This is a genomic window from Pseudomonas citronellolis, from assembly GCF_900112375.1.
GTDB lineage: Bacteria > Pseudomonadota > Gammaproteobacteria > Pseudomonadales > Pseudomonadaceae > Pseudomonas > Pseudomonas citronellolis.
In genome coordinates, this window is record NZ_FOLS01000007.1 from 158509 (window position 1) to 173527 (window position 15019).

The 15019-nt window shown below is 65.9% G+C and carries 2 protein-coding genes; both read left to right on the plus strand.

Annotation, left to right across the window (positions count from 1 at the left end; translation table 11 throughout):
- Nucleotides 1-309 precede the first annotated feature (309 nt).
- The gene (locus tag BM060_RS32320) at nt 310-14310 is read left to right on the plus strand and encodes a retention module-containing protein (RefSeq protein ID WP_135499931.1); all 14001 of its coding nucleotides are present in this window, start codon (nt 310-312) and stop codon (nt 14308-14310) included.
- 64 nt (nt 14311-14374) lie between these two features.
- On the plus strand, nt 14375-14707 hold the full coding sequence (locus BM060_RS09185) for a tryptophan synthase subunit beta (protein WP_074979342.1): 333 nt from the start codon (nt 14375-14377) through the stop codon (nt 14705-14707).
- The last annotated feature ends 312 nt before the right edge of the window (nt 14708-15019 follow it).

Below are 15019 nucleotides of genomic sequence, written 5' to 3' on the forward strand. Positions count from 1 at the left end.
GTGTACCCAGGGGTGGCATCGAAGGACCGGCGAATGCGCTGCACGTGAGGAGGTCGCTGGTGCCCGGAATCCCGTGGAAAATTTTTTCGCGGGGCCCTTTGACATCACAGTGACATCGTTTTGCCAATTGTTTAGGATGCCTCGGAAATGGTCAATAGATTGGCATAAACCTAATCGCGAAAACTCATTAAGCCAATTAGTTGACGCCGGTTTTCCAGCTTCAGCAGACAAGGGAATGCCACCTGGCGCGCCGCCATCAGGGCCGCGACCCGGCCGGCACGCCAGCATCCGCCTCAGGGGAGAAGTGCAATGAGCAGCGTCGTCGCAGTGGTGAAAAGCGTCATCGGGCAAGTGCTGGCGGTATCCGCCGAGGGGCAGCGGCGGGTGCTGGTCGAGGGCGACCGCCTCTTCCTCGGCGACCTGGTGCAGACCGGCGATGCTGGCGCGGTGGCCCTGCAATTGCCCGACGGCCGTGTGCTCGACCTGGGCCGCGACAGCCAGCTGAGCGCCAGCGAACTGGCACCCCATGCGCCGGCCCAGCCCGCCGTCACGGCCAGCGCCGAGGAACTGCAGAAAGCCATCGCCGCCGGCGCCGACCCGACCCAGACCCTCGCCCCCACCGCGGCCGGCCCGGGCGCCAGCGCCGCTGGCAGCGGCCCGGCCGGCGGCGGCCACAGCTTCGTGCTGCTGGAGGAAACCGGCGGCCACGTCGACCCGAGCATCGGCTACACCACCAGCGGCCCGGGCGCTGTCGGCCAGGGCGACGGCGAACGTCAGCAGGAGCAGGCGCCGAACCTCGCGCCCAGCTTCGTCGACGACCAGGGCAACAGCCTCGCCGGCCTGCAGCTGAGCACCGCCGAGGACACCCTGCTGCAAGGCGCCTTCCAGGCCCGCGACCCGAACGGCGACAGCCTCACCTATTCCCTCGCCCGGGGCCCGGCCAACGGCAGCCTGATCGTCAATGCCGACGGCACCTGGCAGTACCTGCCCAACCCCGACTACAACGGCGCCGACAGCTTCGTGGTGACGGTCACCGACAACCGCGGCGCCTCCAGCAGCCTGACCGTCGACATCGGCGTGACGCCGGTCAACGACGCCCCGGTGGCCAGCGGCAGCTACGGCGCCACCCTGGTCGACACCGCGGCCAACGACAGCTTCGCCGACATCAAGGGCCAACTGCGGGCCAGCGACGTCGACGGCGACCAACTGACCTGGAGCGGCAGCGCCAAGGGCGCCTTCGGCCAGCTCACGGTCAATCCTGACGGCAGCTACGTCTACGTGGTCGACGCCGCCGCGGTGAACGCCCTGCCGGCCGGCCAGCATCCGCAGGACAGCTTCACCGTCACCGTCCGCGACCCGTCCGGGGCCAGCGATACCCGGGTGATCGACATCGACATCCAGGGCGCCAACGACACACCGCAGGCCAGCAACGCCCAGGCCCAGGCCACCGAGGACGGGCAGCTCACCGGCCAGATCGCCGCCAGCGACCCCGACACCGGCAGCAGCCTGACCTTCAGCGTCGACGGCAAGGCCCCCGCCGGCTTCACCCTGCAGCCCGACGGCAACTGGAGCTTCGACGGCAAGGACCCGGCCTATCAGCACCTGGGCGAAGGCCAGACCCAGGTGATCGTCGTCCCGGTGGTGGTGACCGACGACCAGGGCGCCAGCAGCTCCAGCACCCTGACCATTACCGTCACCGGCACCAATGACGCGCCGGTCGCCCAGGCGGGCAGCGCGACTACCGCCGAGAACGATGTGCTGAATGGCCAGGTGCCGGCTGCGAGCGATGTCGACGGCAGCATCGCCGGTTACCAGTTGGCCAGTGGGGTTGGCACAGGTAACGGCACGCTGACCTTCAACAGCGACGGTAGCTATAGCTTCGATCCGGGCCAGGATTTCGACGGTCTGCCGGCTGGCGTCAGCCGCGATGTCACCTTCACCTATCAGGCCAAGGATGACAGTGGCGCACTGAGCGCTCCGCAGACCATCACCATCACCGTGACCGGCGGCAACGATGCACCGGTGGCCCAGGCTGCCACTGCCGCCGTCAACGAAGACAGTCAGATCAACGGCCAACTGCAGGCCAGCGACGCCGACCAGGGCGCCCAGCTGCAATTCGGCTCCGACAGCCCCCTCCCCGCCGGCTTCACCCTGGGTCAGGATGGCAAGTGGAGCTTCGATGCCAGCGATGCCGCCTACCAGCACCTGGCTGCCGGTCAGACGCAGGTTATCAGCATTCCCTACCTGGTCACCGACGACCAGGGTGCAGTCGCCGGCAACACCCTGACCATCACGGTTACCGGCACCAATGACGTACCGGTGGCCCAAGCCGCCAGCGCCGCAGCCGACGAAGACCAGGTGAGCACCGGTCAACTGACGGCAACAGACGCCGATGACGGTGCGGTCCTGACCTTCGGCGTCGACGGCAACGCACCGGCCGGCTTCACCCTGAAAGCCGACGGCAGCTGGACGTTCGATGGCAAGGACCCGGCGTACCAGCATCTGGCCAATGGCGAAACCCAGGTCATCAGCATTCCGGTAGTCGTCACTGACGACCAGGGAGCCAATACCACCAGCACTCTGACTCTGACCATCACTGGTACCAACGACGCACCGGTGGCCCAGGCGGACAGCGCAACTACTGGCGAGAACGGCGTCCTGAATGGCCAGGTGCCGGCGGCCAGCGATGTCGACGGAAGCATCGTCGGCTACCAGCTGACCAACGATGTCGGCGCTGGTAACGGCATACTCACCTTCAACCCCGATGGCAGCTATCGCTTCGATCCGGGCCAGGACTTCGACAGCCTGCCGGCTGGTGTCAGTCGCGATGTCACCTTCACCTACCAGGCCAAGGATGACAGCGGCGCCCTGAGCGATCCGCAGACCATCACCATTACCGTCACGGGTAGCAATGACGTTCCGGTAGCCCAGGCCGCCAGTGCCGTCGTCAACGAAGACAGCCAGATCAATGGCCAACTGCAGGCCAGCGACGCCGACCAGGGCGCGCAGCTGCAGTTCGGCTCCGACAGCCCCCTGCCCGCCGGCTTCACGCTGGATCAGGACGGCAAGTGGACCTTCGACGCCAGCGATGCTGCCTATCAGCACCTTGCCGAAGGCCAGACGCAGGTCATCAACATTCCCTACCTGGTCACCGACGACCAGGGCGCAGTCGCCGGCAACACCCTGACCATCACCCTCACCGGCACCAATGATGCGCCGATAGCGCAGGCATCCAGCGCAGCGGCCGACGAAGATCAGGTGAGCACCGGCCAACTGACGGCCACCGACGCCGACGACGGTGCTGTCCTGACCTTCAGCATCGACGGCAACGCACCGGCCGGCTTCACCCTGAAGACCGATGGCAGTTGGACCTTCGACGGCAAGGACTCGGCCTACCAGCACCTGGCCGATGGCGAAACCCAGGTCATCAGCGTGCCGGTACTCGTCACCGACGAGCATGGCGCCACCAGCTCCAGCACCCTGAGCATCACGGTAACCGGCACCAATGATGCGCCCGTGGCCCAGGCGGGCAGCGCGACTACCGCCGAGAACGATGTGCTGAATGGCCAGGTGCCGGCTGCGAGCGATGTGGACGGCAGCATCGCCGGTTACCAACTGGCCAATGGTGTCGGTACTGGCAACGGCACGCTGACCTTCAACAGCGACGGTAGCTATAGCTTCGATCCGGGCCAGGATTTCGACAGTCTACCGGCTGGTGTGAGTCGTGACATCACCTTCACCTACCAGGCCAAGGATGACAGTGGCGCACTGAGCGCTCCGCAGACCATCACCATCACCGTGACCGGCAGCAACGATGCGCCGGTGGCCCAGGCCACCAATGCCGCCGTCAACGAAGACAGTCAGATCAACGGCCAACTGCAGGCCAGCGATGCCGACCAGGGCGCCCAACTGCAATTCGGCTCGGATAGCCCCCTGCCCGCCGGTTTCACCCTGGGCCAGGATGGCAAGTGGAGCTTCGATGCCAGCGATGCCGCCTACCAGCACCTGGCGGCCGGTCAGACGCAGGTCATCAGCATCCCGGTGGTCGTCACCGATGATCAGGGGGCTACCAGTGGGAGCACCCTGACCATCACCGTCACTGGCACCAATGACGTACCAGTGGCCCAGGCTGCGAGCGCTGCAGTCGATGAAGACCAGGTGAGCACCGGGCAACTGACGGCCAGCGACGCCGACGACGGCGCGGTCCTGACCTTCAGCGTCGACGGCAACGTACCGGCCGGCTTCACCTTGAAAACCGATGGCAGTTGGTCGTTCGACGGCAAGGACCCGGCGTACCAGCATCTGGCCGATGGCGAGACCCAAGTCATCAGCATTCCGGTGATCGTTACCGACGAGCATGGCGCCACCGACACCAGCACTCTGACGCTGACCATTACCGGCACCAACGACGCACCGGTGGCCCTGGCTGGCAGCGCGACTACCGCCGAGAACGATGTGCGGAATGGCCAGGTTCCGGCTGCGAGCGATGTCGACGGCACCATCGCCGGCTACCAGTTGGCCAGTGGTGTCGGCACTGGTAACGGCACGCTGACCTTCAACAGCGACGGCAGCTATCGCTTCGATCCGGGCCAGGACTTCGATAGCCTGCCGGCTGGTGTCAGCCGCGACATCACCTTCACCTACCAGGCCCAGGATGACAGCGGCGCACTGAGCGCCCCGCAGACCATCACCATCACAGTGACCGGCACCAACGACGCACCGGTCGCTCAGGCTGGCAGCGCGACGACCGAAGAGAACACCACCCTCAATGGCCAAGTCCCGGCCGCCAGCGATGTCGACGGCACCATTACCGGCTACCAGCTGGCCACCGATGTCGGCACCGGCAACGGCACGCTGACCTTCAACCCCAATGGCAGCTATACCTTCGATCCGGGTCAGGACTTCGACAGTCTGCCGGCTGGTGTCAGTCGTGACATCACCTTCACCTACCAGGCCCAGGACGACAGCGGCGCACTGAGCGATCCGCAGACCATCACTATCACCGTGACCGGCACCAACGATGCTCCGGTAGCTCAGGCGGCCACTGCAGCGGTCAACGAAGACAGCCAGATCAATGGCCAGTTGCAGGCCAGCGACGCCGACCAAGGGGCGCAGCTGCAGTTCGGTTCCGACAATCCTCTGCCCGCCGGCTTCACCCTGGGCCAGGATGGCAAGTGGAGCTTCGATGCCGGTGACGCTGCCTACCAGCACCTGGCTGCCGGCCAGACGCAGGTCATCAGCATCCCGGTGGTCGTCACCGATGACCAAGGCGCTACCAGTGGCAGCACCCTGACTATTACCGTCACTGGCACCAATGACGCGCCGGTCGCTCAGGCCGCCATTGCGGCTGTCAACGAGGACAGCCAGATCAATGGCCAGTTGCAGGCCACCGATGCAGACCAAGGCGCTCAACTGCAGTTCAGCTCGGACAGCCCCTTGCCCGCTGGCTTCACGCTGGATCAGGACGGCAAATGGACCTTCGACGCCAGCAATGCCGCCTACCAGCACCTGGCTGCCGGTCAGACGCAGATCATCAGCATTCCGGTAGTCGTTACCGATGACCAGGGCGCAACCGACACCAGCACTCTGACCATTACCGTCACCGGCACCAATGACATCCCCATCGCTCAGGCTGCCAGCGCAGCGGTGGACGAAGACCAGGTGAGCACCGGCCAGTTGGTGGCCACAGACGCCGATGACGGCGCGGTCCTGACCTTCAGCATCGACGGCAATGCACCGGCCGGTTTCACCCTGAAGACCGATGGCAGCTGGACCTTCGACGGCAAGGACTCGGCCTACCAGCATCTGGCGGATGGTGAGACGCAGGTCATCAGCATCCCGGTCATCGTCACCGATGAGCAGGGAGCTACCAGCTCCAGCACCCTGACCATCACGATCACCGGCACCAACGATGCACCAGTCGCTCAGGCTGGTAGCGCCACGACCGAAGAGAACACCGTTCTCAACGGCCAAGTCCCGGCCGCCAGCGACGTTGACGGCACCATCGCCGGCTACCAACTGACGACTGATGTCGGCACCGGTAACGGTACGCTGATCTTCAACCCCAATGGCGGCTATACCTTCGATCCGGGTCACGACTTCGACAGCCTACCGGCCGGTGTCAGCCGCGACGTCACCTTCACCTATCAGGCCAAAGATGACAGCGGCGCCCTGAGCGATCCGCAGACCATCACTATTACCGTCACGGGTAGCAATGACGCTCCGGTGGCCCAGGCTGGCAGCGCGACGACCGAAGAGAACACCACCCTCAATGGCCAAGTCCCGGCCGCCAGCGACGTCGACGGCACCATTACCGGCTACCAGCTGGCCACCGATGTCGGCACCGGCAACGGCACGCTGACCTTCAACTCCAATGGCGGCTATACCTTCGATCCGGGCCACGACTTCGATAGCCTGGCCGTCGGTGTCAGCCGCGACGTCACCTTCACCTACCAGGCCAAGGACGACAGCGGCGCACTGAGCGCTCCGCAGACCATCACCATCACGGTTACCGGCACCAACGACGCTCCGGTCGCTCAGGCTGGCAGCGCTGCGACTGAAGAGAACACCGTTCTCAATGGCCAAGTCCCGGCCGCCAGCGATGTCGACGGCACCATTGCCGGTTACCAGCTGACTACCGATGTCGGCACCGGCAACGGCACGCTGACCTTCAACTCCAATGGCGGCTATAGCTTCGATCCAGGCCACGACTTCGACAGCCTGCCGGCCGGTGTCAGCCGCGACGTCACCTTCACCTACCAGGCCAAGGATGACAGCGGCGCACTAAGCGCTCCGCAAACCATCACCATCACGGTTACCGGCACCAACGACGCACCGATTGCCCAGGCTGGCAGCGCTGCGACTGAAGAAAACACCATCCTCAATGGCCAAGTCCCGGCGGCCAGCGATGTCGATGGCACCATTGCCAGCTACCAGCTGACTACCGATGTCGGCACCGGCAACGGCACGCTGACCTTCAACTCCAATGGCGGCTATAGCTTCGATCCAGGCCACGACTTCGACAGCCTGCCGGCCGGTGTCAGCCGCGACGTCACCTTCACCTACCAGGCCAAGGACGACAGCGGCGCGCTGAGCGCCCCGCAGGCCATCACCATTACCGTCACCGGCACCAATGACGCGCCGGTAGCTCAGGCGGCCACTGCGGCGGTCAACGAGGACAGCCAGATCAACGGCCAGTTGCAGGCCACCGATGCCGACCAGGGCGCCCAACTGCAGTTCGGCTCGGACAGCCCGCTTCCCGCCGGCTTCACCCTGGATCAGGACGGCAAATGGACCTTCGACGCCAGCAATCCCGCCTACCAGCACCTGGCTGAGGGACAAACCCAGGTCATCAGCATTCCGGTGGTCGTCACCGATGACCAGGGCGCTACCAGTGGCAGCACCCTGACCATCACCGTTACCGGCACCAACGATGCCCCTGTCGTCCAAGCTGCCAGCGCCGCAGCCGACGAAGACCAGGTAAGCACCGGCCAACTGACGGCCACCGACGCCGATGACGGCGCGGTCCTGACCTTCAGCATCGACGGCAATGCGCCCGCAGGTTTCATCCTGCAATCCGATGGCAGCTGGACCTTCGATGGCAAGGACCCGGCCTACCAGCACCTGGCCAATGACGAAACCCAGGTCATCAGCATCCCGGTGATCGTCACCGACGATCAGGGCGCCACCAGCTCCAGCACCCTGACGCTGACCATTACCGGCACCAACGACGCACCGGTCGCTCAAGCCGGTAGCGCGACTACCGGTGAAAACACCGTACTCAACGGCCAGGTCCCGGCCGCGAGCGATGTCGACGGCACCATCGCCGGCTATCAACTGACAACCGATGTCGGCACCGGCAATGGCACGCTGACCTTCAACCCCAATGGCGGCTATAGCTTCGATCCGGGGCAGGACTTCGACAGTCTGCCGGCCGGCGTCAGCCGCGACGTCACCTTCACCTACCAGGCCAAGGATGACAGCGGCGCGCTGAGCGCTCCGCAGACCATCACCATCACAGTGACCGGCACCAACGACGCACCGGTCGCTCAGGCCGGCAGTGCGACTACTGGTGAAAACACCGTGCTCAACGGTCAGGTCCCGGTCGCCAGCGACGTCGACGGCACAATCACGGGCTACCAACTGGCCAGTGATGTCGGTACCGGCAACGGCACGCTGACCTTCCACGGAGATGGCAGCTATACCTTCGATCCGGGCCAGGACTTCGACAGCCTGCCGGCCGGTGTCAGCCGCGACGTCACCTTCACCTATCAGGCCAAGGATGACAGCGGTGCGCTGAGCGATCCGCAAACCATCACCATCACGGTTACCGGCACCAACGACGCCGCCATCATCACCGGCGCCCAGGTCAGCATCAACGAGACCAACGCCCCGATCAGCACCGGCGGCCAACTGACCGTCACCGACGTCGACAGCCCGGCCACCTTCATCGAGCAGACCAACGTCGCCGGCCAGTACGGCCACTTCAACCTGGCTGCCGACGGCACCTGGAGCTACACCGCCGATTCGGCCTACAACCAGCTGAGCGTCGGCCAATCGCTGACCGACACCTTCACCGTGACGAGCGCCGACGGCACCACCTCCAGCGTCAGCGTGACTATCGATGGCACCAACGACGCCGCCGTCATCACCGGCGCCCAGGCCAGCATCAACGAGACCAACGACCCGATCACCACCGGCGGCCAACTCACCATCACCGACGTCGACAGCCCGGCCACCTTCGTCGAGCAAACCAACGTCGCCGGCCAGTACGGCCACTTCACTCTGGCTGCCGACGGCACCTGGAGCTACACCGCCGACTCCGCCTACAACGAGCTCAAGCTGAACGAAACCCTGACCGACACCTTCACCGTGCAGAGCGCCGACGGCACGCAGTCCAGCGTCACCGTCAACATCGTCGGCAGTAACGACGCACCGGTGGCCCAGGCCGCCAGCGCCAGCGCCGTGGAGGGCGGCAGCCCGCAGCCGGGCGTCGTCGCCGGCGCCACCGATGGTTCGGCGCTGACGCTGACCATCACCACCACCCAGCCGGGCGAAGCCATCAGCTTCAACTGGACGTTCAGCACCCAGGACTACGCGCCCTTCAACGACTTCGCCTTCGTGCAGGTCAACGGCCAGGTCGTCACCCTGCTGAGCAGCGTCGCCGCGGTGGGCGACTACGGCACCTCGGGCCCACAGACCTTCAGCCACACCTTCGACCAGCCGGGCACCTACACCCTGGTGATCGGCGTGGCGGACAGCGGCGACAGCTCCGTCGACTCCACCCTGGTGCTGAGCAACCTGCCGCCGCAAGCCAGCGTCGTCGGCTCGGTCGGCCAGGCGGTACAAGGCGGCACGGGTTGGACCCTCACCAGCAACGGCGCGAACAACCAGGCCCTGGTCGACCAGCTCAAGCCGGTCAGCGAGATCACCGGCCAGCTGCAGGCCAGCGACGTCGACCATGGCGCCCAGCTGAGCTACTCCGTCGACGGCACCGCTCCGGCCGGCTTCACCCTGCGCAGCGACGGCAGCTGGGTCTTCGATGCCAAGGACCCGGCCTACGACAGCCTGGCCGCGAACCAGGTGAAGGTGCTGCAGATCGGCTTCACGGTGACCGATGAACACGGCGCCACCGGCAGCAGCACCCTGACCCTGACCATCACCGGCACCAACGATGCCCCGGTGGCCAACGCCGACCAGGCACAGACGCCGATCAACGTGGCGCTGCCGAGCATCGACGTGCTCGGCAACGACAGCGACGTCGACGGCGATACGCTCAGCGTCACCAAGGCCGTGCTCGCCGACCCCAGCCAGGGCAGCATCAGCATCAACCCCGACGGCACCCTGAACTTCGTGCCCGCCGAGAACGTCAGCGGCAGCGTGGTGATCCACTACGAGATCAGCGACAGCCATGGCGCCAGCGCCAGCAGCAGCCTGACCGTGCAGGTGGGCGGCAACACCCCGCCGCAGGGCGCCGATGGCAGCGCCAGCCTGGACGAGGACAGCAGCCACAGCTTCAGCGCCGCCGACTTCGCCTTCAACGACGCCGATGCCGGCCAGCACCTGCAGGCCGTGCGCATCGACAGCCTGCCGGGCGCCGGCAGCCTGACCTTCGACGGCGTCGCCGTCGTCCCGGGCCAGGTGATCGCCGCCGCCGACCTCGGCAAGCTGACATTCACCCCCGACGCCAACGACAGTGGCGCCCCCTACGCCAGCTTCGGCTTCAGCGTGCAGGACAGCGCCGGCGCCTTCGACAGCGCTTCGCACACATTCACCCTGGACGTCACCCCGGTGGACGATCCCTCGGTGCTGCTCCCGAACGTCGCGAGCATGGACGAGGACGACGGCAGCGTGACCGGCAACGTGCTGGACAACGACAGCGACGTGGACAACACGCTGAGCGTAAGCAGCTACAGCGTCGCCGGCTTCAGCGGCAACATCGCCGCCGGCACAGGCACCACCATCGTCGGCGTCGGCAGCATCGTGATCAAGGCGGACGGCAGCTACAGCTTCACCCCGGACGCCAACTACCACGGCGCCGTGCCGCAGATCACCTACACCACCAACACCGGCGCCAGCTCGACGCTGGACATCACCGTGAACTCGGTGAACGACCTGCCGGTGGCCGAGAACGCCAACAAGTCCACCCTGGAAGACACGCCGGTTTCCGGCCAGGTCGTCGCCAGCGACGTCGATGGCGATGCCCTTACCTACACCCTGAAGCCGAGTAGCGGACCGGCAAACGGCACCCTGGTATTGGATGCCGCAACGGGCCACTACACTTACACGCCGAATCCGAACTACAACGGCCCGGACAGCTTCACCGTGGTGATCGACGACGGCCACAACGGCACCGCCGAGTCCACCGTCACCCTCACCGTCACGGCAGTGAACGATGTCCCGGTGACCTCCGACGACAGCAAGACCACCGCCGAGGACACCTCGGTCTCCGGCCAGGTCGTGGCCAGCGATGTCGATGGCGATGCCCTCACCTACACCCTGAAGTCGGGCGACGAACCGAAGCACGGCACCCTGGTGCTGGACGCCGCAACCGGTCACTACACCTACACCCCGAACCCGAACTACAACGGCAGCGACAGCTTCACCGTAGTGATCGACGACGGCCACAACGGCACCGCCGAGTCCACCGTCACCCTCACCGTCACCCCGGTCAACGATGCCCCCGTGGCCGCCAACGACAGCAAGACCACCGGCGAAAACAGCGTGCTCAGCGACCAGGTGCCGGCTGCCAGCGACATCGACAGCCCGGTCAACCCCAATGGCTACGCCCTGGTCAGCGGCCCGGGTGCCGGTAACGGCCTCCTGACCTTCAACGCCAACGGCAGCTACGTATTCAACCCGGGCAACGACTTCGACAGCCTGGCCCCGGGCGAAAGCCGCCAGGTCAGCTTCACCTACACTGCCAAGGACAGTGAAGGCGCCACCAGCGCCCCGGCCACCGTGACCATCACCGTGACCGGCGCCAACGACGCGCCCACCGGCAGCGACGGCACCATCACCCTGGATGAAGACAGCAGCCGCAGCTTCAGCGCCGTCGACTTCGGCTTCAACGACGTCGACCACAACGACGCCCTCAGCGCGGTGCGCATCGACAGCCTGCCCGGCGCCGGCAGCCTGACCTTCGACGGCGTCGCCGTCACCCAGGGCCAGGTGATCGCCGCGGCCGACCTGGGCAAGCTGGCGTTCACCCCGGCGGCCAACGCCAACGGCAACAACTACGCCAGCTTCACCTTCTCGGTGAAGGACAGCAACGGCGCCTTCGACAGCACGCCGAACAAGCTCACCGTCAACGTCACCCCGGTCAACGACAACCCCGTGGCGGTCAACGACCACTACCTGGTCGGCGGCCTGCAGGGCAACTACTGGGGCTACCGCGAGGGCACCGACGGCAACAACCTGACCAGCCTGAGCATGATCAGCGCCTTCATTGCCAAGACCGCGCCCAGCGCCACCTTCACCGCCACCGCGCTGGACTACGGCAACGGCGTGAGCACCGACCTGGGCGGCGACAAGCAGCTGCAGAAGTTCCTCGGCAGCGACGCCGTCTCGCTGAGCACCGACCCGGCCAATACCTCCGACGCCATCGTCCAGCTCACCGGGCTGGTCAACCTCGCCGCCGGCAACTACACGTTCAGGGTGACGGCGGACGACGGCTTCAGCATCCGCATCGACGGCGTGGAAGTGTTCAAGTACGACGCCAACCAGAGCCCGACGGCCCGCGTCTCGGATAGCTTCAACATCGCCCAGGGCGGCAACCACCAGATCGAGATCCTCTACTGGGACCAGGGCGGCAACGCCCAGCTGAAAGTCGAGCTGGCCCCCGTCGGCGGCAGCTACAGCGTGCTCGGCGGCAGCAGCCTGAGCCACCCCCTGGCCGAACTGGTGACCAACGAAGACACCGCCCTGACCATCGCCGCCAATACCCTGCTGGGCAACGATAGCGACGTCGACGGCGACAGCCTGTCCATCCTCAGCGTGCAGGGCGCGGTCAACGGCACGGTGAAACTGGAGAACGGCAACGTCGTCTTCACCCCGGCCAAGGACGTCAACGGCACCGGCAGCTTCACCTACACCGTCAGCGACGGCCACGGCGGCACCTCCACCGCCACCGTGACCATCGGTATCAACGCGGTGAACGATGCGCCGGTGGCCAAGCCCGACAGCGCCTCGACCCAGGAAGACAAGCCCGTCACCCTCAACGTGCTGGCCAACGACAGCGACGTCGACGGCGACGCCCTGAGCGTCACCAGCGCCTCCGCCAGCAACGGCAGCGTGACGGTCAACGCCGACGGCACCCTGACCTACACGCCCAAGGCCAACTTCAGCGGCAGCGACAGCATCACCTACACCATCAGCGATGGCCACGGCGGCACCGCCAGCTCCACGGTGGCGGTCAGCGTCACGCCGGTGGCCGACGTGCCGCTGCTCAACAGCGGTAGCATCTTCGCGCTCAACCCCGGCGCCACCAGCATCAGCACCACCCAGGGAATCACCCAGGCCAACCTGGAAACCGAGACCGGCCTGAGTTCCGGGGCGCTGGACGGCATCAACCCGCCGAGCGGCGCCCTCACCCATAACGCTAACGTCAACGTCGTCGACGGCTCGCTGACCAGCTCGGACTACACGCTCAAGGCCGGCACCCAGGTCAACTTCGCCTGGAACTTCACCAACGGCGAAAACTCCAGCAGCGAGATCAGCAATGGCTTCAACGACATAGTCGCGCTGGTGGTCACCGGTCCCGACGGCACCCGCACACTGATCCAGGTGACCTCCTCCGAGCAGCGTGGCGCCAGCGTCAACGGCAGTGGCGTACAGAGCTACACCGCCAGCAGCAGCGGCAACTACCACTTCGACTGGCTGGTGCTCAACGGCGGCGACGCCGACAAGGACTCCAGCCTGAGCCTGGGCGCGCCGACCTTCACCCTGGGCGGCAAGACCTACGGTGCGCCGATCAACGTCGGCATCAACGCGGCCCTGAGCGATACCGACGGCTCGGAAAGCCTCTCAGTGAAGATCACCGGCGTGCCCAACGACGCCACCTTCACCAGCGGCACCCACAACGCCGACGGCAGCTGGAGCTTCACCCAGGCGCAGCTGCACGACCTGCAACTGCTGCCGGCCAGCGGCTACAACGGCACCCTGACACTGGGCGTCACCGCCATCGCCACCGAGTCCGACGGCAGCACGGCCAGCGCCACGCAAACGCTGAGCGTCACGGTGGCCTCGACCACCACCAACTCGTTCTCCGGCACCACCGGCAACGACCTGATGCACGGCTATGGCAGCACCGACACCCTCAACGGCGGCGACGGCCACGACATCCTCTACGGTGGCGCGGGCAACAGCATCCTCAATGGCGGCGATGGCAACGATACCCTGTACGGCGGCCTGGGCAACGACACCCTCGACGGAGGCAAAGGCAACGACCTGCTGATCGGCGGCAAGGGCAACGACACCCTGACCGGCGGCGATGGCGCCGACACCTTCATCTGGCGCGCAGGCGACACCGGCAACGACACCATCACCGACTTCAAGCCCGGCGACGGCGACCGCATCGACCTGGTGGACCTGCTGCCGGATGCCGCGCACAACGACATCCTCAGCTACCTGAAGGTGGACACCGCGACCTCGACCCTGCAGATCAGCACCACCGGCCAGGTGAACAGCTCGACCGACGTGACCATCAAGCTCACCGGCGTCGACCTCAAGACCTACGGCGCGACCTCGGCGGACATCGTCAAGTCGCTGGTGGCAGGCGCCGACCCGCTGGTGAAGACCGAGCACCACTGAGCCCGCCTGGCGGCGCCCCACGGGGCGTCGCCAGGTATCCCGAACACCTGATGGAGACGAGGCGATGCCTTACATCCAGCGTGACGCCGAAGGCCGGCTGATACGCGTCGAAAGCGCCGCCTTCGCCGGCATGAGCGGCAGCCTGACCGACGACGACGAGGAAGTGCACGCCTGGCGCGAGGCCGAATACAGCCTGCGCCAGCTGCAACGCAGCGACCTGGAGATGATCCGGGTGCTGGAGGACCTGATCTCGGTGTTGATGGCCAAGGGCGTGATCCGCATCACCGACCTGCCCGAGGCGGCGCGCTCCAAGCTGCTCAGCCGCACCCAGGCGCGTGAGGCGCTGGGTGGTCTGCATCGGTTGATCGACGAGGAGGAGGATGGGGGGTTGATCTGACATCGCGAACAGCGCTTGCGCCGGCCCGAAGGGGAATGACCCAGTGACCTTCATGTCGCCTGGTCTCCTGAGCGGGTTTCGCTCGGGCTTCTGAAGAAACGTTCCGATGCGTGCGGATATTTCTGCGTAGGTTCCAGGAAGCACGACTTTTCGTAGGATGGCGTTGAGCGAAGCGATACCCATCAGCGCAACCGCATGGGTTTCGCAAGCTCAACCCATCCTACGAAGAGCACCTCGGCACAAGACAGTTGCTCCTACGGCTCCAGGAAGCGCGGGCGTAGGAGCGGACTTTGTCCGCGATTGGACTCACCG